The organism is Bradyrhizobium sp. BRP19 (assembly GCF_020194195.1).
GTDB lineage: Bacteria > Pseudomonadota > Alphaproteobacteria > Rhizobiales > Xanthobacteraceae > Bradyrhizobium > Bradyrhizobium yuanmingense.
The window spans coordinates 268,263-292,144 of sequence record NZ_JADYVZ010000007.1 but is presented as its reverse complement, the minus strand read 5'-3'; the positions used below and the strand labels follow the sequence as shown (position 1 = coordinate 292,144).

General features: G+C 65.9%; 19 protein-coding genes. 2 read left to right on the top strand and 17 right to left on the bottom strand.

The window, feature by feature from the left end:
- Window positions 1-185: 185 nt before the first annotated feature.
- A complete protein-coding gene (locus I6F36_RS23010; protein ID WP_225172214.1) occupies window positions 186-620 on the bottom strand; it encodes a phasin in 435 nt (144 codons plus the stop codon).
- 712 nt (window positions 621-1,332) lie between these two features.
- Between I6F36_RS23010 and I6F36_RS23005 the strand changes: the two genes are divergently transcribed.
- Entirely contained in the window at window positions 1,333-4,656 is a 3,324-nt protein-coding gene (locus I6F36_RS23005; RefSeq protein WP_225172213.1) for a PAS domain S-box protein, read from the top strand.
- A 134-nt stretch (window positions 4,657-4,790) separates the two neighbouring features.
- Here I6F36_RS23005 and I6F36_RS23000 read toward each other — a convergent pair whose 3' ends face one another.
- The 12 genes from I6F36_RS23000 to I6F36_RS22945 form a co-directional block, all read right to left on the bottom strand.
- Window positions 4,791-6,764, bottom strand: a complete 1,974-nt coding sequence (locus I6F36_RS23000; protein ID WP_225172212.1) for a methyl-accepting chemotaxis protein — start codon at window positions 6,762-6,764, stop codon at window positions 4,791-4,793.
- Between the two features lie 201 nt (window positions 6,765-6,965).
- A complete protein-coding gene (locus tag I6F36_RS22995; RefSeq protein ID WP_036030944.1) occupies window positions 6,966-8,138 on the bottom strand; it encodes an acetyl-CoA C-acyltransferase in 1,173 nt (390 codons plus the stop codon).
- 355 nt (window positions 8,139-8,493) lie between these two features.
- A complete protein-coding gene (gene serA, locus I6F36_RS22990; protein WP_036030940.1) occupies window positions 8,494-10,083 on the bottom strand; it encodes a phosphoglycerate dehydrogenase in 1,590 nt (529 codons plus the stop codon).
- Between the two features lie 123 nt (window positions 10,084-10,206).
- Window positions 10,207-11,379 (bottom strand): phosphoserine transaminase, encoded by a 1,173-nt coding sequence (locus tag I6F36_RS22985; protein WP_225172211.1) that lies wholly within the window; start codon window positions 11,377-11,379, stop codon window positions 10,207-10,209.
- A gap of 79 nt (window positions 11,380-11,458) precedes the next feature.
- Window positions 11,459-11,650 (bottom strand): hypothetical protein, encoded by a 192-nt coding sequence (locus I6F36_RS22980; RefSeq protein ID WP_225172210.1) that lies wholly within the window; start codon window positions 11,648-11,650, stop codon window positions 11,459-11,461.
- A 175-nt stretch (window positions 11,651-11,825) separates the two neighbouring features.
- The gene (locus I6F36_RS22975; RefSeq protein WP_109145289.1) at window positions 11,826-12,290 is read right to left on the bottom strand and encodes a GNAT family N-acetyltransferase; all 465 of its coding nucleotides are present in this window, start codon (window positions 12,288-12,290) and stop codon (window positions 11,826-11,828) included.
- Window positions 12,291-12,308: 18 nt separating this feature from the next.
- Window positions 12,309-12,899 (bottom strand): glutathione S-transferase family protein, encoded by a 591-nt coding sequence (locus I6F36_RS22970; RefSeq protein ID WP_036009513.1) that lies wholly within the window; start codon window positions 12,897-12,899, stop codon window positions 12,309-12,311.
- 70 nt (window positions 12,900-12,969) lie between these two features.
- On the bottom strand, window positions 12,970-13,857 hold the full coding sequence (locus tag I6F36_RS22965) for an outer membrane protein (protein WP_036009512.1): 888 nt from the start codon (window positions 13,855-13,857) through the stop codon (window positions 12,970-12,972).
- 166 nt (window positions 13,858-14,023) lie between these two features.
- Complete coding sequence (locus I6F36_RS22960) at window positions 14,024-14,854, bottom strand: outer membrane protein (RefSeq protein ID WP_036009511.1); 831 nt, start codon at window positions 14,852-14,854, stop codon at window positions 14,024-14,026.
- Between the two features lie 237 nt (window positions 14,855-15,091).
- Window positions 15,092-16,336 carry an MFS transporter gene (locus I6F36_RS22955; RefSeq protein WP_276573734.1) on the bottom strand — a complete coding sequence of 415 codons (1,245 nt, stop codon included), beginning with the start codon at window positions 16,334-16,336 and terminating at the stop codon, window positions 15,092-15,094.
- Between the two features lie 247 nt (window positions 16,337-16,583).
- Window positions 16,584-17,927: a phosphoglucosamine mutase gene (gene glmM / locus I6F36_RS22950; RefSeq protein WP_036009507.1), complete on the bottom strand. Its 1,344-nt coding sequence runs from the start codon at window positions 17,925-17,927 to the stop codon at window positions 16,584-16,586.
- A 221-nt stretch (window positions 17,928-18,148) separates the two neighbouring features.
- Complete coding sequence (locus I6F36_RS22945; protein WP_225172209.1) at window positions 18,149-18,316, bottom strand: hypothetical protein; 168 nt, start codon at window positions 18,314-18,316, stop codon at window positions 18,149-18,151.
- A gap of 129 nt (window positions 18,317-18,445) precedes the next feature.
- Here I6F36_RS22945 and I6F36_RS22940 point away from each other — a divergent pair, with 129 nt between their 5' ends.
- Window positions 18,446-19,582 (top strand): alpha-hydroxy acid oxidase, encoded by a 1,137-nt coding sequence (locus I6F36_RS22940; RefSeq protein ID WP_036009502.1) that lies wholly within the window; start codon window positions 18,446-18,448, stop codon window positions 19,580-19,582.
- Between the two features lie 227 nt (window positions 19,583-19,809).
- Here the strand turns inward: I6F36_RS22940 and I6F36_RS22935 are convergent, their stop codons facing one another.
- The 4 genes from I6F36_RS22935 to I6F36_RS22920 form a co-directional block, all read right to left on the bottom strand.
- Window positions 19,810-20,436 carry a hypothetical protein gene (locus I6F36_RS22935; RefSeq protein WP_225133859.1) on the bottom strand — a complete coding sequence of 209 codons (627 nt, stop codon included), beginning with the start codon at window positions 20,434-20,436 and terminating at the stop codon, window positions 19,810-19,812.
- A 64-nt stretch (window positions 20,437-20,500) separates the two neighbouring features.
- A complete protein-coding gene (locus tag I6F36_RS22930) occupies window positions 20,501-21,340 on the bottom strand; it encodes a shikimate dehydrogenase (protein WP_225172208.1) in 840 nt (279 codons plus the stop codon).
- Window positions 21,341-21,406: 66 nt separating this feature from the next.
- Entirely contained in the window at window positions 21,407-23,149 is a 1,743-nt protein-coding gene (locus I6F36_RS22925) for a SulP family inorganic anion transporter (RefSeq protein WP_225172207.1), read from the bottom strand.
- Window positions 23,150-23,254: 105 nt separating this feature from the next.
- On the bottom strand, window positions 23,255-23,527 hold the full coding sequence (locus tag I6F36_RS22920; protein WP_008566993.1) for a helix-turn-helix domain-containing protein: 273 nt from the start codon (window positions 23,525-23,527) through the stop codon (window positions 23,255-23,257).
- Between the last annotated feature and the right edge of the window lie 355 nt (window positions 23,528-23,882).

Sequence of the window (23,882 nt, the reverse complement as noted above, 5' to 3'; positions counted from 1 at the left end):
CCGGGGCACCTAGAACGTGGATGCCCGGGCCTTCGCCGCGCCGAAGCGGCTTCGGCCGCGCAGGCGGGACAAGCCCGGGCATGACGACCATTCTTGGATTTCCGCATGGGGAAAGCGGGAGAGGCGAAGAAAAACCCGGGCCTTTCGGGCCCGGGCTTCGCATCTCACACCAAACCGGCCTCGCCTCAGGCGGCAGACGGATAGTACTTCGAGGCGCTGGCCTTGATCGGCTCGGCGGTCTCGTTGGCGACGCGCTGGGTGAGCTCGACCAGCTCCTTGGCCTGGGCCTGGTAGGTCTCGAGCTGCTTGCGGGCGTGGCCGGTCCACAGCTCCATCGCTTCAGTCGGTGACTTGGCGCCGAACAGCTGCTGGGCGAAGTCGAGCTGGGCGTTCGAATTGGCCTTCATGAACTCGACCAGCTTGGCGGTGTACTCGCTTGCGCCCTTGGAGGCCGAGGTGAACACGGCCTCGACGGTGCCGTTGTGGGTCTCGGCGGCGTCCTTGAACTTGGCGTAGTTCTCGCGGGCCTGCGCCGCGCCCTTCTCGGCGAACGCACGCACCTGCTCGGGAACCTCGAACGGGATGATCGAGGCAGAAAACGGATCAGTCGCACCTGTCATGTTGGTCCCTCACGCTAATTGAAAAAATGGAGTGAGCCTTTCTGGCGCGCCCGCCGGCCCCGACCATGGGCCCTGCGCATTGAGCGGGTACGAAGACTGGAAACGCGAAACAATGAGATGGCTCGCCCAGCGCCAGAATTATGGCTGCCTATCATGTCAACATTGTGCATCGCAACGCGGCAGAGGGGTGCGATGCGAAATTTAATCTCGGGGAGGATGAGGTTCCGGTATGGGGGAACCGGGGGTTGAGGTAGTGGGATGCGCCCGGCAACACACGCGCTCTTACCCTCCCCTGGATGGGGAGGGTCGGCTCGCAACGCGTCAGCGATGCGAGCCGGGGTGGGGTGATCTCTCCGCTCGGGGACCGCCTGTGGGGAGAGACTGTCACCCCACCTCGGTTCGCTCTCCGCTTCGCTGCGTGCGAACCGATCTACGGGCGAGCTTCGCTCGTCCCGGACCCCTCTAGGGGAGGATGGGGACCTGAGATGCCGCGCGGGTGCGTCTCTTCGCAAGCGCCCCACCCCTTGAATCCCTTGGATGCAACGTCGGCTCGGCTTGCGGGGTTGACGGGATTAAGGTTATCGCCGCTTGGGGTACGCTTGCGGGCGTTGGGCCGTGGACCTGGTCGCGCCTTCCGGGCGATACTAACCCTTTCTTAAGGCTGTCATTCCCGGCAGCCGCCACTCGTGAAGCGTGAGATGCAGCCGGCCTGATGACGCGTTCGGATTTCCAGTTGCGAGGGGTGGGCGATCCGCGGCTGGCCGTGCATGCGACCTCTGCTCTGCCGGTCTGGCTGTGGTCGACCGACGGCGCGCGCGTGCTGTGGGCCAATCCGGTCGGCGCAAAGCTGTTCGGCGCGGCCAACAGCGCCGGCCTTGCGGACAAGGTGTTCGGCCCCGCCGACAGCCATCGCCGCCAAATCGTCAGGCTCGCCCCCCAGCTGCCGGCGAACGGCGCAATGCGGCTGCAGCGGCTGCGCGGCTTCGGCGCCCGGTTAGGGGCGCTGATGACCTGCGGCTGCGCGCGGCTCGACTTTGCCGATGGCGGCCATGCCGTGCTGGTCATCGCGATGGACCCGACGCTGCGCACCATGCCGCTGGTCGAGCGGCTGCATCGGCTGGTCGCCGGCGCCAAGGTGCCGGTGGCGGCGTTCGCGCCCGACGGGCTGTTCGTCGGCGCGAGCGAGGCCGCGCGCCCCCTGCTCGGCTTCCGCGATCTGCTCGAGGCCGGCCTCGACCGCGCCCGCAGCGATGCGCTGGCAACCGGCCGCGCTGCGACGCCGATCGGCATCGGCCAGATGGTTCTGCAGCGGGTCGGCAGCGGCGCCGATATCGGCCTGGTCGCGCTGATCGAGCCGGCCGCCTCCACGGCGGCGCACGAGGCCGCGCCCGACGTCACGCCCGCGCAGCCTCCGGCCGCGGTGCCGGAGGACGCACAGCCTGCGCCAGACGAGGCACCGTCTGCGATTGCGCTGTTCGACGCATTCACTGAGCCGGCCGAACCGCCCGCCGAGACGATTGCGCCGACGCCGGAGCCGGTCGTCCCCGCGGCGGCCAAAACTCCGGTTGAAAACCAGCCGCAAGCCATTGTGTCGCCGCAGCCCGCGCCGATCAATGCGGGCATGGTCGAGCCGACTTCGGGCCAGGACTCTTCTAGCCACCAAGAGCCGCCCGCACCGCGTCAGCATCCGCTGCGCTTCCTCTGGCAGATGGATGAAGAGGGCCGCTTTGTGCTCGGCTCCGATGACTTCATCCGCCTGATGGGCACGCACACGGCCGCCGGCTTCGGCCGCCCCTGGCGCGAGATCGCCGAGGAATTCTCGCTCGATCCCGAGGGCCGCGTGGCGAAGGCGCTCGAAAGCAAGGATACCTGGGCCGGCATCACAGTGAACTGGCCGGCCGACGGCGGCGAGCACATTCCGGTCGAGCTCGCGGGCCTGCCGGTCTACGACCGCAACCGTGAATTCGCCGGCTTCCGCGGCTTCGGCGTCTGCCGCGATCTCGACGCGCTCAACCGGCTCGAGGCGCTCAGGCGCTTCGAGCTGCTGGTCGAGCCGCCGGCACAGGATCGCTCCACTGAGGCCGTCGCGTTCGATGCGGAGCCCGAGCCTGAAGCGGCGGCGGAAGCTGAGGCGGAGGGCGAAGCAGCAGCGCCGCCGATCGCGCCAATCGAGCCCGAGCCGCAAGCCGAGCCCGACCTGCAAGCCGAACCCGACCTGCCAGAGCCCACAAGCGAGACTTCACACCCAACCGAACTGGACACGCCCGTGGAAACGCCTCCCAATGTCGTGCCGTTCCGCGTCGCCGGCGATACGCGGCCGCCGACGTTGACGCCGGTCGAGAACAGCGCGTTCAACGAGCTCGCGCGGCAATTGTCCGAGCGGCTCGAACGCGAGCGCGAGACCATCACGACCGACGCGGCCGGACCAGTGGCGGAGACCAGCGCCGAAGCACCGGAGCCGGAGCCGCAGGCCGCCGCCGAATGGCTGACCGAGCCCGCACCGCCGCCGCGCGGGATGAGCGCGCGCGACCGCACGCTGCTCGACCTGTTGCCGACCGGCATCCTGATCTACCGGCTCGACCGCCTGCTCTACGCCAATCCCGCCTTCCTCGCGCGCATGGGCTATGACGGCCTGAACGCGCTGGAGCATGCCGGCGGGCTGGATGCGCTCTATGTCGAGCCGGGCGTGTCGGCGGCCAGCAGCACTACGCAAGGCGGCACGCCTGTGACGATCAGCGCGACAATCGCGAACGGCGAAACGCCGCCGCCCGCGACGGAAGCGCATCTGCACACGATCGAGTGGGACGGCGACAGCGCGCATGCGCTGATCTGCGCGCTGCCGCAGGCGGCGCCGATCGCGGCGGCTGCCGTCGCAGAGACCGTGGTGGCCGCAGAGCCTGACGCCGCGGACGCGGAGCCCGCGGCCGGCGATGCCGATGCCGAGGATCTCGCCGCCATCCTCGACACCACGGCCGAGGGCATCGTGATGTTCGACGCCGAAGGCAACATCCACGCCTGCAACCGCAGCGCGGAGGCGCTGTTCGGCTATGACGGCGAGGCGCTGCTGCAGCAGAATTTGCTGACGCTGTTCGCCCCCGAGAGCCAGCAGATCGTCGCGGATTATCTGGAAAGCCTGAAGAGCCAGGACATCTCCAGCCTGCTTGATCACGGCCGCGAGGTGCTGGGCCGCGAGAAGAAGGGCGGCGTCATTCCGCTTGCGATGATCATGGGGCGCACCCGCCCCGACGGGCCGAACTTCTTCGCCGTGTTCCGCGATCTCTCGCACGCCAAGAAGGGCGAGAGCGAATTGACGAAGGCCCGCCGCCTCGTCGACGGCGCAGCCAACGCCAAGGCCGACATGCTGGCGCGGATCAGCCACGAGATCCGCACGCCGCTCAACGCCATCATCGGCTTTGCCGAGGTGATGATCTCCGAGCGCTTCGGCGCGCTCGGCAACGAGCGCTACGGCGAATACATGAAGGACATCCGCGCTTCCGGCGAGCGCGTCATCGCCATCATCGACGACCTCCTGGAGCTGTCGCGGATCGAGACCGGCAAGCTCGACCTGAATTTCGCGAACTTGAACCTCAACGACCTGGTCGAAGCCTGCGTGACGGTGATGCAGCCGCAGGCCAACCGCGAGCGCATCATCATCCGCACCTCGCTCGCCCATGCGCTGCCGCAGGTGAGCGTCGACGCGCGCGCGATGCGGCAGATCACCATGAACCTGATCTCGAACTCGATCCGGCTCGCCAGCGCCGGCGGCCAGGTCATCGTCTCGACCGCGCTGACCGATCGCGGCGAGATTGCGCTGCGCATCCGCGACACCGGCCATGGCCTTTCCGAGCGCGAAGTCGCCGCCGCGATGGAGCCGTTCCGCACGCCGCCGCCGGGCGATGCCGCCGACAGCTCGGCGCTGAGCCTGTCGCTGACCAAAGCGCTGGTCGAAGCCAACCGCGCCCGGTTCAACATCAAGAGCGCCGGCCACGGCACGCTGATCGAGGTGGTGCTCGCGCCAGCGCTGGCGGGGGCGTAGGGCGCGGCACGCTCAAGCCGTCATTCCGGGGCGCGCCTCTTGGCGCGAGCCCGGAATCCATCGATCCGCATCAATGGTGGTGCAATGGATTCCGGGATCGTCGCTTCGCGACGCCCCGGAACGACGGCGGGGGCTCACGCCGCCCGCACCGTCTCCAGGAACCTGCTCACCTCGATCTTCAGCCGGCTGCTGTCGTTCGACAGCGATTGCGCCGCGGACAGCACCTGCGAGGAGGCGGATCCCGTCTCGGTCGCGCCCTGGCGCACGCTGGAGATGTTGGCGCTGACCTGCGTGGTGCCGGCGGCGGCGCTTTGGACGTTGCGCGAGATCTCGCTGGTCGCGGCGCCCTGCTCTTCCACCGCGGCCGCGATGGTGGAGGAGATTTCGGACAGACGCTCGATGGTGCCGCCGATGGTCTTGATCGCACCGACGGAATCTAGCGTCGCGACCTGGATGCTCGAGATCTGCTGACCGATGTCGCCGGTCGCCTTCGCGGTCTGCTCGGCCAGCGCCTTCACTTCCGAGGCCACCACGGCAAAGCCGCGTCCGGCCTCGCCCGCACGCGCGGCCTCGATGGTGGCGTTCAGCGCGAGCAGATTGGTCTGGCCGGCGATGGCGTTGATGAGCTCGACCACGTCGCCGATGCGCGCGGCCGCCTTGGACAATTCGCTGACGCGGTCATTGGTCTGCCCGGCCTGGGTGACGGCCTCGCCCGCCATGCGCGCGGAGGCCTGCACCTGGCGGCTGATCTCGTTCACGGAGGCGGTCAGCTCCTCGGCGGCGGACGCCACCGACTGCACGTTGGTCGCCGCTTCCTCGGACGCCGCCTCGACCAGCGTGGCAAGCTCGGTCGAGCGGCTGGCGGTCGTGGTCAGCGACGTCGCCGACGCCTCGAGCTCATTAGCCGCCGACGACACGGTCTCGACGATCTCGCCGATCGCCCCTTCGAAATCGTCCGCCATCCTGATCATGTCGGCGCGGCGGCGCTCGGCGGCGAGCTTGTCCTGCCTGATCTTCTCTTCGGCCTCCTCCTGCGCCTTCCGCTCGGCGTTGATCTTGAATGTCTCGACGGCTTGCGCGATCTCGCCGATCTCGTCGGGCCGGCCGAGGCCGGGAAGAACGATGGCGAAATTGCCGTTGGCGAGCTCGATCATCGCCGCGCGCATCGCGGTCAAAGGCCTCGAGACCGAACGTCCGATGAAGATGCCGAGGCCGAGCACGCCCGTCGCAATCAGCGCGATCGCGACCGCAATCCAGAACTGGATGCTGGTGCGCTCGGCCTCGTTGAGACGGTCGGCATCGGCGCGGATGCGGTCGACCGATGTCGAGACCTGCTCGATCACGGGCTCGACCGACGCGAAGGCCTCGGACATCGCCTTCGATTCAGCCGCCAGCTTCAGCGCGGTCTCCATCCAGGCGGAGAAGTCGCGCTGATAATCGGCGAGCTTCTGGCGCAGCTCGGCCTTGGCGCCGTCGGCAATGGCTGCCGCGTCGAGGCCGGCGGCAAATTCGGACGCGCGCTTCTTCATCTCCTCGCCATATCTGGCGTTCCGACGCAGCATGAAATCCTTCTCATGCCGGCGCATCATCAGCATGATCACCTTGAGCTCGGAATTCTGGAACTGGTCGACCTGGCTCTCGATACCGTGGACGGAAGCGCGCAGGCGGCCTTCGAGCCCGGACTTCTCGTCGAGGCCGAGCCGCTGCCGTTCCTCGACCACCGCGGCGAAGCGGGCCTGATAGGTCTTCAGCGACGCATTCATCGCGTCGATCTTGTGCGCCAGCTCGGGCTGGCCGAGCGCTGCGATCTTGCCGCGGAGCGTCTCGATGTCGAGCGCCACCTGCCGGCCGATCTCGACCTGTCGCTGCGCCCTGGCCGGATCGCTGCGCAGCAGAAAATCCTTCTCGGCGCGGCGCGCCTCGAGCAGCTCGACCGCGATCCTGTTGTTCAGCTCGAACACGGTGCGCGCATCCTCGGCCGCGTCGCGATAGACGCCCATCCTCCGCTCGCCGTAGAGGTGAATGCCGCCGATCAGGACGACGCCGATGACGCCAATGACGCCGATCGCGGTGATCTTGTGAGTGAGTCGCAGGGAAGGGAGCCGCATCGTGAACCAAGCTGGTGGTGAGCGATGCGGTTGATGAAGCGATAATCGGGGAAAGCTTCCGTTAATTTGCGGGCACGTATTAATACGTGTATTTCGCTACAATACTCGCCGCTGTGCACGGTGACGTGCACAGGCACAGTTCCAAAAAAGAAACACGGCGCTTCGATCGCGCCGTGCTTCCTTGTCTGCGAGAGCTTGAGCTCAGTGATAGATCTCGAACAGGCCGGCCCCGCCCTGGCCGCCGCCGATGCACATCGTCACCACGCCCCACTTGGCCTTGCGGCGGGCGCCTTCCTGCAGCAGATGGCCGGTGAGACGCGCGCCGGTCATGCCGAAGGGATGGCCGATCGCGATCGAGCCGCCGTTGACGTTGTATTTGGCGGGATCAATGCCGAGCTGGTCGCGGCAATACAGGCACTGGCTGGCGAAGGCCTCGTTGAGCTCCCACAGATCGATGTCGTCGATCTTGAGGCCGGTGCGCTTGAGGAGCTTCGGAATCGCGAACACCGGGCCGATGCCCATCTCGTCCGGCTCGCAGCCGGCGGTTGCCCAGGCGACGAAGCGGCCGAGCGGCTTGAGGCCGCGCTTCTCGGCGTCCTTGGCTTCCATCAGCACCACCGCGGCGGCGCCGTCGGAGAGCTGGCTGGCATTGCCGGCGGTGACGAACTTGCCGGGGCCCTTCACCGGCTCGAGTTTTGCCAATCCTTCCATCGTCGTTTCGGGGCGATTGCATTCGTCGCGATCGACGGTGTAGTCCACGATCGACTCGGCCTTGGTCTGCTTGTCGACGACCTTCATCTTGGTCTTCATCGGGACGATCTCGTCCTTGAACTTGTTCGCCTGCTGGGCCGCGGCCATGCGGCGCTGCGATTCCAGCGAGAACTCGTCCTGATATTCACGGCTGAGCTTGTAGCGCTCGGCGACGATGTCGGCGGTGTCGATCATCGCCATGAAGATGTCGGGGGCGACCTTGAGCAGTTCCGGATCGACCGATTCCTTCGGCGTGCCGCCGCCGGGAATCGAGATGCTCTCGACGCCGCCGGCGACGATGCAATCGGCGCCGTCGGAGCGGATCGAGTTGGCGGCCATCGCGATGGTCTGCAGGCCCGACGAGCAGAAGCGGTTCACCGACACGCCGGCGGTGGTCTTCGGCAGGCCCGCGAGCAGCGCAGCCTGGCGGCCGATGTTCGGCGCGCCATGGGCGCAATTGCCGAGATAGCAGTCCTCGACATAGTCCTTCTCGACGCCGGCGCGGTCCACCGCGTGATGAATGGCGTGGGCCGCGAGCGACATCGGCGGCGTGATGTTGAACCCGCCGCGGCCGGATTTCGCCAGGCCCGTGCGCGCATAGGAAACGATGACGGCTTCACGCATTGTTTTCTCCCTTGTCGAACGATTTGGAACGGAGCGTCCTAGCGCCATTGGTACACAAAGATTGGGGGTGGGGAAAATGAAAACGCCGCCTCCGGCGATGGAGACGGCGTTGTTCCGCGTGTCGGAATATATGATATGATGATCGTCATTCCGGGGCGTGCGCGCCCGCTCTATCCACACGTCATGCCCGGGCTTGTCCCGCCTGCGCGGCCGAAGCCGCTTCGGCGCGGCGAAGGCCCGGGCATCCACGTTCTTCGCGCCGAGCGGCAAGACGTGGATGGCCGGGTCATAGGCGAGCGGAAGCGACGCCGTCCTTCGGACAGCTATGCCCGGCCATGACGCCGGTGGGAGCCGCTCAGAACGTCAGCGCCTTGGCCTGCTTGACCTGCGGCAGAGCCTGCACCTTGGCGAGCACGTCGGCCGGCACCACACCGTCGACCTCGACCAGCGCAATGGCATCGCTGCCCGGAGCGACCCGGCCGAGATGGAAGGTCGCGATGTTGATCTTGGCGTCGCCCAGAAGCCCCGCGAACTTGCCGATGAAGCCCGGCTTGTCCTCGTTGGTGACGTAGATCATCGACTTGCCGAACTCGGCGTCGACGCGGATGCCCTTGATGTCGACGAGGCGCGGCTTGCCGTCTGCATAAACGGTGCCCGAGACCGACCGCTCCTGCCGCTCGGTGGTGACCGTGACGGTGATCAGGCTCTCATAATCGCTCTGCGCGGCGCGGACGATCTCGTCCACCACCATGCCGCGCTCCTTGGCGACGACCGGCGCGGACACGACGTTGACCTCGCCCAGCATGGGCCGCAGCAGGCCCGACAGCACCGCGGAGGTGATCGCCTTGATCTTCATCTCGGCGACGTGGCCCTCATAGGTGATCTCGACCTTGAGGATGCCGCTCTCGGTGAGCTGGCCGGCGAACGAGCCGAGCTTCTCGGCGAGCGCGATGAACGGTTTCAGCTTCGGCGCTTCTTCCGCCGTGATCGAGGGGAAGTTGACCGCGTTCGAGATCGCGCCGGTGAGCAGGTAATCCGACATCTGCTCGGCAACCTGCAGCGCGACGTTCTCCTGAGCCTCGGTGGTGGAGGCGCCGAGATGCGGCGTGCAGATCACGTTGGGATGGCCGAACAGCACGCTCTTGGTCGCGGGCTCCTCGACGAAGACGTCGAAGGCGGCGCCGGCAATGTGCTTGGCGTTGAGCGCATCGACCACCGCCTGCTCGTCGACGAGACCGCCGCGGGCGCAATTGATCAGGCGCACGCCCTTCTTCATCTTGGCGATCGCGGCCGCGTCGATGATGTTCTTGGTCTTCTCGGTCAGCGGCGTGTGCAGCGTGATGAAGTCGGCGCGCCTGAGCAGATCGTCGAGATCGACCTTCTCGACGCCGATGTCCTTGGCGCGCTCCGGCGACAGGAACGGGTCGAACGCGATCACCTTCATGCGCAGGCCGAGCGCGCGGTCGGCGACGATCGAGCCGATATTGCCGCAGCCGACGACGCCCAGCACCTTGCCGGTGATCTCCACGCCCATGAAGCGGTTCTTCTCCCACTTGCCGGCCTGCGTCGAGGCATCGGCCTGCGGGATCTCGCGGGCGAGCGCGAGCATCAGGGTGATGGCGTGCTCGGCGGTCGTGATCGAATTGCCGAACGGTGTGTTCATCACGATGATGCCCTTGGCCGTCGCGGCCGGGATCTCGACATTGTCGACGCCGATGCCGGCGCGGCCGATCACCTTCAGCCTGGCCGCCTTCTCGAGGATCTTGGCGGTCGCCTTGGTCGCGGAGCGGATCGCAAGGCCGTCGTAATTGCCGATGATCTCGGCCAGCTTGTCCTTGTCCTTGCCGAGATTGGGCTGGAAGTCGACCTCGACGCCGCGATCCCTGAAGATCTGCACGGCAGCGGGCGAGAGCGCGTCGGAAATGAGAACTTTGGGTTTGGTCATGGGGATGATCCGTTGTGCGTGCTGCATTTACGGCACGTCATCCGCGGTCTTGACCCGCGGATCCATCTCTCTTGATTGATGGATGGCCGGGTCAAGCCCGGCCATGACGAGGATTAGGTTTGCTTACGCCGCCTTCGCGAGCGTGGCCTTGCTCTCGGCGAAGGCCCAGTCGATCCACTGCGTCAGCAGCTCGACGTCCTTTGCTTCCACTGTGGCGCCGCACCAGATGCGCAGGCCGGCCGGCGCGTCGCGGTAATAGGCGAAGTCGTAGCCCGCGCCTTCCTTCTCGACGAGGGCCACCAGCTTCTTGCTGAACTCCGCCTGCGCGTCCTCGGAGAGCGAGGTGATCGCGGGATCGGTGAACTTCAGGCACACCGAGGTGTTGGAGCGGATCGATGCGTCCTTGGCGAGGAAGTCGATCCAGGGCGTCTTCGCCTTCCAGTCCGCCAGCACCTTGGTGTTGGCGTCGGCGCGCGCGATCAGCGCCTTGAGACCGCCGATCGACTTGGCCCAGTTCAGCGCATCGAGATAATCCTCGACGCAGAGCATCGACGGCGTGTTGATGGTCTCGCCGACGAAGATGCCTTCGTTGAGCTTGCCGCCCTTGGTCATACGGAAGATCTTCGGCAGCGGCCAGGCCGGCTTGTAGGTCTCGAGCCGCTCCACCGCGCGGGGCGACAGGATCAGCATGCCATGCGCGGCCTCGCCGCCGAGCGCCTTCTGCCAGGAGAAGGTGACGACGTCGAGCTTGGCCCAGTCGAGCGGCTGCGCAAATGCGGCGGAGGTCGCATCGCAGATGGTCAGGCCTTCGCGGCTCGCGCTGATCCAGTCCGCGTTCGGAACGCGCACGCCCGACGTGGTGCCGTTCCAGGTGAAGACGACGTCGCTCTTGGGATCGACCTTCGACAGATCGGGGATCTCACCGTAGGCCGCATTGAGCTTGGTGACGTCCTTGAGCTTCAATTCCTTGACGATGTCGCTGACCCAACCCTCGCCGAAGGATTCCCAGGCGAGCGTGGTGACCGGCCGTGCGCCAAGCAGCGACCACAGCGCCATCTCGACCGCGCCGGTATCGGAGGCCGGCACGATGCCAATGCGGTAATCGGCGGGGACCTCAAGCACTTCGCGCGTCAGGTCGATCGCGAGCTTGAGCTTGGCCTTGCCGATCTTCGCGCGATGCGAGCGGCCGAGAGCTGCGTCCTTGAGATTTTGGGCGTTCCAGCCGGGGCGCTTGGCGCAGGGGCCGGAGGAGAAATGCGGCACGGTCGGCCGCGAAGCGGGCTTCGCTACAGTCATGATCTACCCTTCCAGATAGTAAGCCTCCCGTTGGGGGGAGGTGTCCCGCCGCGGCTGATACGGGAATCGGGAAGGTCCGTCAAGGAAGTTCCGGGGCCTCACGCGCCAGTGATCGCGCTTCCGGTGCAATATCAGGGGATTCGACAACAGTGAGCGCGTTCAGCAAGTCCGTGGCATCGCTGATCAATTGCGCCGCCTTGCGGCGGCTTCCGACCTTCAAAATGCATTTGTCATTGGCCTGCACGACGTAGTCGTTGCCGACCTTGATCATCGAATAGCTTGTCATTGAAATGTCCCGAACCGAGCGAGCCCGGTGTCAGATGCCCCCGTAGCACCCTTCGTTCCTTCATCAATGTGAACGACGGAGCGGTAGTTTACCGGCTCTTAACACGACCGAATGAAAAGCCCGCTTTTCGCCGGCTGCGCAGCGCTCGCGTCGCGCTGCCTCAAAAGCGGACAGTCATGCCGACGTGACTCGCCGTGAAGCCGAGCCGCTTGTAGAAGCGCTGCGCATCGACGCGCGTCTGATGCGTGAGCAACTCGACCAGATTGCAGCCGCGCGCCTTTGCTTCCGTCACGGCCCATTGCACCAATTGCTCGCCGATGCCGCGGCTGCGACACTCGGTGGCAACGCGAACGTCCTCGAGCAGTCCGCGGGATCCGCCCTGCGAGCTCAGGCCCGGCAGAATCGCGAGTTGCAGGCAGCCGACCACCCTGCCCTCACTCTCGGCAACCACCAGCGTCAGATTCGGATCGCGCGCGATCCGCGCGAATGCGTCGTAATAGGAGGACGGCAACGGATCCTCCACGCGCTCGCGCGCGCGGCCGAGATGATCGTCGGCGAGCATCGCCACGATCGCGACGACGTCCTCGCGGCGCGCGGGACGGATAGAGACGGCTTCGGCATTCATGTCAGGCGACTCCGCACCTCAGCGCGCCGGCGGAAGGCCGAGAAACGCTTCGACGTCGCCGATCCAGCGGCGGACGGAGGCATAACGGCCGAGGTCGAAGCCACCTTCATGCGCGAGGCGCGTATAGGCGAGCAGCGACACGTCGGCGAGCGACACCTCCTCGCCGGCGAACAAGCGGCTGGCGGCGAGATGCTGCTCCATGCGGTCGAGCGCCGCATAGCCGCGCTTGACCTTTTCAGGATCGAGCTCGGAGGCATCCTTGCCGAGATAGACCATGAGGAAGCGGCACACGGCGATATAAGGCTCGTGGCTGTACTGCTCCCAGAACAGCCATTCGTCCATCTTGGCCGCCGTGAAGGCGTCGCGCGGAACCAGCACGCTGTCGCGGGCGACATAGCGGATGATGGCGTTGGACTGCGCCAGCGTACGGCCGTCGTCGAATGCGACGGTCGGCACCTGGCCGGCGCCGTTCATCTTCAGGAATTGCGGCGTGCGCGTCTCGCCCTTGCGGGTGTCGATCTCGATCCACTGGTAGGGCACAGCGAGCTTGTCGCAGACCCACTTCACCTTGAGACAATTGCCGGAATTGCTGTCGCCGTAGATCTTCATCGCTGCCGCCCCGCTTTCGGAACGAGAGAGCATCAGGACGAAGCGCAGCTGTCAACAGGAAGCGGACGGCTCAGAACTTGTAGCCGACGCCGAGGCGCGCGTTGTTCAGCGTCACCTGCGTGTTCATGACGGGCGAGAATCTCACATATTCATATTCGATGCGGGCGAACAAGCCGTCCCAAACGCAGTATTCGAGCCCGAGGCCGGCGGTCCAACCCACCGCGTACGTGTTGGTCCTGTGCTGACCTTGCGTGCCCGACTGCGCAGGAACCGGGCCCCACGTTCCAAGTATCGTCGTGGTGTTGCCGAAGAAATCCGTCGTCGTCGTGTCCTGTCGCATCGAGACGCTGCTGGTCACGGTGCGCGACACGTCCATTCGCCCGACGGCAGCGCCCATGAAGGCATAAGGCATGAAGCTGCCGCCGTCCCAACCCACGCGGCCGCGGAGCGTCACCATGTCTTTGACCTGTGCCGCCGCGGCACCCGTCAGCGTGACGGCATAGTTGTTGGTGACGCCGGGCGCCCGCACCTCACCAGGCGGGTTGACGATGACGAGCGAGTTGGTTCCTGACGTCAATGTCGCCATATCGTTGAAGTAGCTGTAAGTGCCCTCGAGACTGAGAACGGCATCATACCATTGCCAGTTGCGGCCGACGAAGCCACCGAAATTGGTGCTTTGAGTGTTGGTCTTGTTCAGCAGCGACCACGTCGAGGTCGGCCCCTGGAGTACGCTGTCGCGGAAGATGTAGTTGGTCAGTCCGACCACGCTCTGACTGAAATCCGTGGCATCTGCGGTATAACCGCCATGACCGCCGACATAGAAGCCATTCCAATTGACGGAGGTCTTCGACAGACCGTCCGCGAAGCCGCCGCGCAGCACGGGCAGGTCCGGCATGTCGGCCGCTTGCGCGGCAGACACCGTCCCCAACATCGCCGCTGCCAACACCAGCCTACGCATCACCACGCTCCATCGGACTCGAACTGTTGCGATGATCATCGCCTGTTAACCTTAACCAATGGTTGCGCCGGGCGCCTTCGCCGCACCTCGCCATGAAAAATACGCAAAGCAAAACGGCGCGGGATGATCCCGCGCCGTTAAGGAGACCTAACCGATCAGGTTGCGATCAGCCCTTGGTGACCAGCGGCGGCGGCACGTAGGCCGGCGGGCTGTTGAGATCCCAGCGCACGCCGAGCTTGACGTCGTGCGAGGTGATGTCCCTGACCTTGATCGAGGTCGGGCCGGAAGCGCTGTTGTCGAACAAACGGTAGTTGCCGGGCGCGGCATCGCCGAGGTTCATGTAGCTGTAGGCCAGTTCGACGGTGAAGCCGGGATTGACCTTGTAGGCAAGACCGGCGTGAGCGGCCCAGGCGAGGTTCCACTTTCCGTTGTCGGCAAAGTAGGCGACGCTGTTGTTGAGCAGCGGGCTGTAGGACACGCCGTCGTCGCGGAAGCCGCTGAGCTTGTTGTAGGAGCCGCCGACGCCCGCGCCGATGAACGGAGTGACGCACCACCAGGTGCCGAGGTCGACATAGGCGTTGGCCATCACGAGCCACTCGGACTTGCTGCCGCTGTAGTTGTTGACGCCGACGAAGCCGGGTCCCACGACATTGTCGCTACCGTGCAAATTGGCCTTGCCCCGGTACTGGCCGATGACGTCGGCGCGGAACCAGTTGTTGAAACGATAGCCGACGCCGAGGCCGAACAGCGGCGAGGAGTCGAAGCCGAGGCCTTCCGTCGTCTTCGAGTACCCGGCCGGCAGGGCGCTCTCGATGCGCTTCGCGCTCTGGTTGGTCATGCCGATGTCGCCGCGCAGATACCAGCCGCCGAAGTCGGCGGGCGGAGCCGGCGGCGCGTACATCGGAGGGGGGGCGGCGATCGGCATATCGGCGGCGAACGCCATCGACGAGATCAGGGTTGCCGCACCCGCGGCAAGGAGAGACTTAACGCTACGCATTGGCTTCGTCCTTATGGCCGGTGAGGCTGAATACGAGCGCCTCACGTTCTGGAAACTCACGGGGGGACGATGCCAGCAAATGTTTAAGCGCCACTTAACCCTAATTTTTAAGGTTGATTTTTTCTCACCCTACACGCGCGCGCCGTGCGAGCGTTGCAAAAATGCCGCGCCAAATGCGACATCGGCGCCGCATTCCCTAACGATGTGTGAAGCCGCAACGCGGCAAGAGAGGATGCGTTAACGCGCGTTTCGCGGCAGTTTGGGCAGGAACACCGCGAGCAGCCCGATCGCCGGCAGCCAGGCGCAGACCTGGTAGACGAACTCGATCGAGGTGTGGTCGGCGAGCTTGCCGAGCACGGCCGCGCCCAGGCCCCCGATGCCGAAGGCGACGCCGAAGAACACGCCGGAGATCATGCCGAAGCGGTGCGGCACCAGCTCCTGCGCAAACACGATGATTGACGACGTCGTCGAGGAGATGATCAGGCCGATGGCGACGCTGAGCACCGCGCTCGCAACGAGCCCGGCATAGGGCAGCGCCAGCGTGAACGGCAGCGCGCCGAGGATCGAGATCCAGATCACGATCTTGCGGCCGAAGCGGTCGCCCAGCGGACCGCCGAGAAACGCACCCACGGCGTTCGCCGCGAGAAAGACGAAGAGATAGATCTGGGCTGCCTGCGTCGAGACGCCGAAACGGTCGATCAGGTAGAAGATGTAATAGCTCGACAGGCTCGAAACGTAGAGCTGCTTGGAAAACAACAGCACGACGAGCACTGCGAGCGCTACCGCGACACGGCGCGAGCTCGGCGCGCCGGGCTGGCTGTGGACGGGCGCCGCTTTCTTCATCGCGATCTGCGGCGCGTACCAACGCCCGATGCGCCAGAGAATCAGGATGGCGAGAAACGCGATCGAGGAGAACCAGGCGATGCTGCCCTGCCCGAACGGCACCACGATCAACGCGGCGAGCACCGGCCCCATCGAGGTGCCGAAGCTGCCGCCGAGCTGGAACACCGATTGCGCAAAGCCGTAGCGTCCGCCCGAGGCGAGCCGCGCGATGCGCGCCGATTCCGGGTGAAACACCGCCGAGCCGAGGCCGACCAGCGCGGCGGCGACGAGGATGACGAGATATTGGTGCGCGACGCTGAGCAGCAGCAGGCCGAAGAAGGTCGAGGCCATGCCGACCGCGAGTGAATAGGGCTGCGCCTTCTTGTCGGTGTAGTGCCCGACCACCGGCTGCAGCAGCGAGGCCGTGAACTGGAACGCCAGCGTGATCATGCCGATCTGCGCGAAGTCGAGCGCGTAGGCGTCCTTCAGGATCGGGTACACCGAGGCGATCAGCGACTGCATGGTGTCGTTGAGGAAGTGCGAGACGCTGATGCCGGCGAGCACGATATAGGCCGGCCCCTTGGCGGCGGCCGGCGCCAATTCGGCGACGACGACGGGCTCGGTCAGCGTTTCCTCTGAGACGACGACAGGCTTGTTCAAGGCGGCAATCCGGCGCGGCAGATTGCCGCGAGGTGCTGATTACGACGCAAGCGACGGTGGGACCAGCGTCAATCGCAAATGGCTGGGATGCGCCTCTTACCCTCTCCCCTTGTGGGAGAGGGTGGCTCGCCGCGTTAGCGGCGAGACGGGTGAGGGGTTTCGATCCTCACGAGCTGTGTTGCGAGCGGATAGAACCCCTCATCCGGCGCTTCGCGCCACCTTCTCCCGCAAGGGGAGAAGGAAGGACTCAAGCCGCGGCCTGCCCCAATGCCGAAACGATGGTGTCGACGACGTCCTCGACGAGGTGACGGTCCTCGCCTTCGCCCATGACGCGGATCACGGGCTCGGTGCCGGAGGAGCGGATCAAGAGGCGGCCGTGGCCGTTGAGGCGCTTCTCGCCGTCGGAGATCGCCGACTTGACGTCGGAATCATCGAGCGGCTTGCCGCCCTTGTGGCGGACGTTCTTGAGGATCTGCGGCAGCGGATCGAAGCGGTGGCAGACTTCTGACACCGGGCGGCGCAGCTTCTGCACCACGGCGAGCACCTGCAATGCGGCGACGAAACCGTCGCCGGTCGTGGCGTAGTCGGACAGGATGATGTGGCCGGACTGCTCGCCGCCGAGATTGTAGCCGCCGTTCAGCATCTGCTCGAGCACGTAGCGGTCGCCGACCGGCGTGCGCACGAGCTCGAGGCCCTGCCCTTGCAGGAAGCGCTCCAGCCCGAGATTGGACATCACGGTGGCGACGATGCCGGGACGCGAAAGGCGTCCGTCCTCCTTCCAGCTCTGCGCGATCACCGCGAGCAGCTGGTCGCCGTCGACGACATGGCCGCGCTCGTCGACCAGGATGACGCGATCGGCGTCGCCGTCCAGCGCAATGCCGATGTCGGCGCGCATCTCGCGCACCTTCTTCGACAGCGCCTCCGGCGAGGTCGAGCCGCAATCCTTGTTGATGTTGAAGCCGTCGGGCTCGACGCCGATCGGCACCACGTCGGCGCCCAATTCCCACAGCGCCTCGGGCACCACCTTGTAGGCGGCGCCGTTGGCGCAATCGATCACGACGCGCAGGCCCTCGAGCGAAAGGTCGCGCGGCAGCGTGCGCTTGGCGAATTCGATGTAGCGGTCATGCACGCCGTCGATGCGGCGGGCGCGGCCGAGGCTCGCGCTCTGGGCGAGCCGCTTGTCGAGGGATTCGTCGAGCAGCTGCTCGATCTGCCGCTCGACATCGTCGGAGAGCTTGAAGCCCTGCGGGCCGAACAGCTTGATGCCGTTGTCCTCGAACAGATTGTGCGAGGCCGAGATCATCACGCCGAGATCGGCGCGCATCGACTTGGTCAGCATCGCGACCGCCGGCGTCGGCATCGGGCCGACCAGCAGCACGTCCATACCGACCGAGGTGAAGCCTGCGACCATGGCGTATTCGATCATGTAGCCGGACAAACGGGTGTCCTTGCCGATCACGACGCGGTGGCGGTGGTCGCCGCGCTGAAACGCAAGGCCCGCGGCCTGGCCGACCTTGAGCGCGAGCTCCGGCGTGATCAGTCCGTTGGCGCGGCCCCTAATCCCGTCCGTCCCGAAATATTTGCGGCTCATATCGTCCCCCAAGCAGCAACCAGGGACTCCCCTCTACAACCACGGGCTGCCCCAACGGGACCCGCATCCCTGATTTGCCGAGGTCTTATAAAGCTATCGCGGCTAACTTGGCTTCAAAAAATATGATGAATCATTACGGAACCGGCGCCGCGACCGCCCCCGATAACACATTGTTAACATTGCAATTCCGGCGTGACCAGCGAAAAGCGGTGGAACTCGCCTTAATCCGAGCGCTTCACATGGCCGTCCGCGCGGCTGGGCGCCGGCTGGGTGACATTGACGGGATCGGAGCCCGGGAAGGTCTCCTCCAGCCCCTCTTCGAGCGCCTCCTCGAGATCATGCTTCTCCTTGATCTCTTTCGGCGAAGGTCCTGCGTGCGGCTTCGTCATGACGCTCTCCTTGGCACTCTCCTTCCAAAACGTTCTGCAAACGATTTGGCTGTGCATCCAACCATGCTAGATGACCCCGAAATCTTCCGATGCAAGACTGTTTGGTACGTGACGGGCCGGGGAAACGACATGAAGCATATTACCTGTATCGACGATCTTCGCACGCTGCATCGGCGCCGCGTGCCGAAGGCATTCTTCGACTATTGCGACCGCGGCTCCTACGCCGAGGAGACGCTGCGCGCCAACCGCGAGGACATGCAGGCGATCAAGTTCCGCCAGCGCATCCTGGTCGACGTCTCCAAGCGCGACACCTCGACCACGATCCTCGGCGAGCCGTCGACGATGCCGCTGATCCTCGCGCCGGTCGGCCTGCTCGGCATGCAGCACGGCGACGGCGAGATCCACGCCTGCCGCGCCGCGCAGGCCGCCGGCATCCCGTTCACGCAATCGACCATGTCGATCTGCTCGATCGAGGACATCGCCGCCAGTGTCGAGAAGCCGTTCTGGTTCCAGCTCTACGTCATGAAGGACCGCGGCTTCATCAAGGAATTGATCCAGCGCGCGATGGCCGCCAAGTGCAGCGCGCTGGTGCTCACGGTCGACCTGCAGGTGATCGGCCAGCGCCACGCCGACATCAAGAACGGCATGACGGTGCCACCGGAATGGTCGCTGTCGAAGCTGCTGGACTTCGCCAGCAAGCCCGCCTGGGTCTCCGGCGTGCTGCAGGGCAAGCGCCGCACCTTCGGCAATATCGCCGGCCACGTGAAGAACACTGAAGATCTCAACCGCCTCGCCGAATGGACGGCCTCGCAGTTCGACACCTCCTTGAATTGGAAGGACGTCGAGTGGGTCCGCAGCATCTGGCCGGGCAAGCTGATCATCAAGGGCATCCTCGACGTCGAGGACGCCGAGGAAGCCGCCAAGACCGGCGCGCAGGCGCTGGTGGTCTCCAACCACGGCGGCCGCCAGCTCGACGGCGCGCCGTCCTCGATCGAGGTCCTGCCCGAGATCGCGGACGCGGTGGGCGACAGGATGGAGATCATGTTCGACGGCGGCATCCGCTCCGGCCAGGACGTGATGCGCGCGCTGGCGCTCGGCGCAAAGTCGTGCATGATCGGCCGCGCCTATGCCTATGGCCTCGGTGCCGGCGGCCAGGCCGGCGTCGCCAAGGCGATCGACATCATCCAGAAGGAGCTGCTCACCACGATGGGCCTGTGCGGCGTCAACCGGGTGGACGAGATCGACGATCACGTGATTGCGGTGTGAGTGCGTCTGCCGGGATGCCGCAGCAATAATCACTGTCGTCGGACAAGCGCGCCCAAAGCGCGCGCCGATCCGGGACCCATAGCCACAGGCGGGTGTGGCTACGGGGACTCGGAGTAACCAGCTTCGCGTAACAACTTTTCCCTGTGGTTATGGGACCCGGACCTGCGCTGACGCTTGTCCGGAACGACGGCGGCATTTGAGGCGGCAGGTGCGCGTCTCACAGCCCCTCACATCGGCGGCGTCAGGCCGTCGCGGCCGACGCTGACGCGGTTGGTCTCGAACGAGCCGTCGGGCAATTGCTTCATGAAGGCGATCACCTTGGCGCCGGGCTTCAGCTCGGATTTGTCGCCGGGCACGAAGGTCACGACCGGCGTGTCGTCGGCGACGAACACCTTCTTCTCGCCGTCCTTGTACTTGACCAGCAGCGTGTGACCGTCATTGCCGACGACGCTCTCCGCCACGGTCGCATTGGTCATGCTGGAGTTGGGCTTGAGGTCCCAGGGTCGCGAGCCTTCGCCAGTGCCGCGCATGCTTTCCGGAAACACGTGCACCTCGACGGCGTTCTGGCTGCCATCCGGTCCCGGCACGGTGGTGGCGCCGATGAACGAGCCCGGCTTGATGTCGGCGAGCGAGATCTTGGTAACGCCCGACACGTTCACGTCGGAGGCAAGGCGAAGCTTGACCTCTTCACCGCTGCGCGACTTGACCTGCATGGTGTCGCCATTGACGCTTTCGATGGTGCCGCGCACGCGCGTCGGCACCGGCGCTCTCTGGGCGAAGGCGCAGTAGGTCGAGACGATCACCATCGCGACGGCGATCAGGGGGCGTGTGAAAGTTGCACGTTGAACAGGCATGACGGTCTCCGATTGTCCCACGACGTAGAACTCCAGAGATGGTGTGCTATTCGCCGCGCCCCTCTCAAGTCTTCGTGAGATCGGCTTCGACCAATGCGCGCAGCTCGGCGGTGACCTCGGGCCGCCGCCCGAACCACAGCTCGAAGCCGCGCACCGCTTGATGCAGCAGCATGCCGAGCCCATCGGCGGTCTTCAGGCCGCGCGCCGTCGCCGCGGCGAGCAGCGGCGTCACCAGGGGAACGTAGACGAGGTCGGCGACGACGGCATCTTGCGGCAAGCGCGCGAGGTCGACGTCGAGTGAAGGCTGGCCATGCATGCCGAGCGAGGTCGTGTTCACGAGAAGCTTTGCGCGCGGCAGCACCTCGCCGATCGCGTCCCACGGCAGCGGATGCACGTTCGATCCGAACTGTTGTGCCAGGGTCTCGGCCCGCGCGATGGAGCGATTGGCGACATGCACGCAGCTGATGCCGCGTTCCAGCAGGCCGAACACGACCGCGCGCGAGGAGCCGCCGGCGCCCAGCACCAGCGCCGCCTCGGCCATGTTCCAGCCGGGCGCGCTGGCATCGAGATTGTTGATGAAGCCTTCGACATCGGTGTTGGTTGAGCGCAGCTCGCCGTCGGCGAACCACAGGGTGTTCGCGGCGCCGACGGCCCCGGCGCGCGCGTCGGGCGTCGACAGCGCCAGCACGGCTTCCTTGTGCGGGATGGTGACGTTGGCGCCGACGAAGCCGCGCAGCGACAGCCGCAGCACGAAATCGCGCAGATCCTCGGGCGGCACCGCCTCGATGACATAGCCGCCCTCGATGCCGAGCGTGCGCAGCCAGTGATGGTGGATCAGCGGCGAGCGCGAATGCGCGGCCGGCCATCCGATCAGACAGGCTGCAGGGGGCTTGGGCGCGGTCATCTTTCCCTCGGGTCGTTTCCGAGGCGATCCATTTCGCGTCGCGCCCGCTCTGTCAAGCGCGCGCGGTCAGCTCGCAGCTGTCTCGTCGGCGGCCCGGCCCTTGATGTCGGCGATGGCGCGCTCGAGGCTCGTGCGGTAACGCGCGCGCGGCGGCGTGACGCCATGGGTGAGCAGCGCGCGGCGGACCGTGGGCGAGGCCCCCGTGATGAACAGCCGGATTCCCTGGCGGTGCGCCTTGGCGGCGACGCGGCCGAGCACGTTGGCCGCGGTCGAATCCAGGAACGGCACCGCGGCGAAATCGACCACGAAGGCCTTGCGCCGGTCGGCGATGCCGTCGAGCACGCTGCCGATCGCCGAGGCCGCGCCGAAGAAGAACGCGCCGGTGATGCGATAGACCAGCACGTCGCGGTCGACCGCAAGCGCGGGATCGTAACGCACACGGTCGCCGTTGCCGTCGTCGGGGCGATCATCCGCAACCAGTGGCGTGCGCTCCTCGATGCCCGTCATCTCCGCCATGCGATGGATGAACAGGACCGCGCCCAGCGCGAAGCCGACCAGGATGCCCTCGGTGAGATCGCGAAAGATCGTGAGCAGGAAGGTCGCGAGCAGCACCACCGCATCGCCCCATGACGAGCGCAGCAGAGTTGCGAATTCATGCTTCTCCGCCATGGTCCAGGCCACCACCACCAGCACCGCGGCGAGCGCGGCCAGAGGGATGTAGCTTGCAAGCGGCGCCGCGACCAGCATGAACAGCAGCAGGAACACCGAATGCAGCATGCCCGCGAGCGGCCCGCGCGCGCCGGCGCGGATGTTGGTCGCGGTGCGCGCGATCAGCCCGGTGACGCAGATGCCGCCGAACAGCGCCGAGCCGATATTGGCCGCACCTTGCGCCACCAGCTCGCAATTGGAACGATGACGGCGCCCGGTCATGCCGTCGGCCACCACCGCCGACAGCAGCGATTCGATCGCCGCCAGCAACGCAAAGGCGATCGCATCCGGCAGCACCGCCCTTGCCTTCTCCAGCGAGAATGCGGGCAGCGCCGGCGATGGCAATTCGCGCGGGATGCCGCCGAAGCGCGAGCCGATGGTCTCGACCGGCAACGACAGCACCGCGCTGGCGACGGCTGCAAACACGACCGCGATCAGGATCCCGGGCCAGGACGGCCGCCAGCGGCGCAAGGCGGCGATAATGCCGATGCTGACGAGGGCGACCGCGACGGCGGACGGATTGATCGTGTTGAGGCCGCCGGCGAGCGCGACGAGCTTGGGCACGAACTCGCTGGGCTCCTTGCCCACGAGCGTGATGCCGGAGAGATCGCGGAGCTGGCTGGCAAAGATGATGACGGCGATGCCGGCGGTGAAGCCGACGGTGACGGGATAGGGAATGAACTTGATGTAGGTGCCGACCCTGAGCAGCCCTGCGCCGATCAGGAACAGGCCCGCCATCATGGTCGCGAGGATGACTCCGTCGACGCCATGCCGCTCCGCAGTCGCCGCGACCAGAACGATGAACGCACCGGCCGGCCCGCCGATCTGGAACCGGCTGCCGCCGAGCAAGGAGGCGATGAAGCCGCCGGCGACGGCGGTGTAGAGGCCGCGGTCCGGCGTCACGCCCGAGGCGATCGCGATCGCCATCGACAGCGGCAGCGCGACGATCGCGACCGTGAGGCCTGCGAAGACGTCGGCGCGGAAATCCGCGAGGCCGTAGCCTTCGCGAAAGACGGTGACGAGCTTCGGCAGATACAGTTCGGCAAAGGTCGGCTGACGCAGCTGGTGCAGCCGTCCTGCCTGATCGCTCGTGATGCTCATGTCAGCAAGGTGCTCCGCTGGCCCCACAATGCTCCGAAGCATCGTGCGTCCTAAGGTGCGACGATGCGCTAGCCCATCTTGATCCCGGGCATGATCAACGCGCGATCATGCTCCGACACGGCGCGGCGGCCCCGGCTCCTTCAAGCGAACGCCACGTCCGCCGCTGTCGCTGCGGGCCTGCTCGCCGATCAGCTCGACGCCGGCCCGGTCGAACGCCTCGACCACCTTGATCAAGGTCTCGACCACGCCACGAACATTGCCGGTGGAGGCCTCCATCCGCTGGATGGTCGGCAGCGACACGCCGGCGAGCTCGGCCAGGGTTTTCTGGTCGATGCCGAGCAACGCGCGGGCTGCCCGCATCTGGAACGAGGTGATCACCTTGGCCTCACTTACGAGCAGTTATAAGTGATATCTAGAACATATACAATGATGTAAAATACATCATCCGGTGGCGAAAGCAAGGGAGGCGTCGTCCATAGCCTCCGTCATTGCGAGCGTAGCGAAGCAAATCCAGAATCTTTCCGCAGAGGGATTTCTGGATTGCTTCGCTGCGCTCGCAATGACGGAGTGTGGTGCGGTGGCATACGAGAATCTCGTGTCCCGGACGCGCTGCAACGCTCTTGGCGTTGCTGCGCAGAGCCGGGACCCGGAAATTCCGAGCACGCTGATACGTGGGCCCCGGCTCTGCAGCGCACCGCTGAAGGAGCGCTGCGCTGCGTCCGGGGCACGAGAT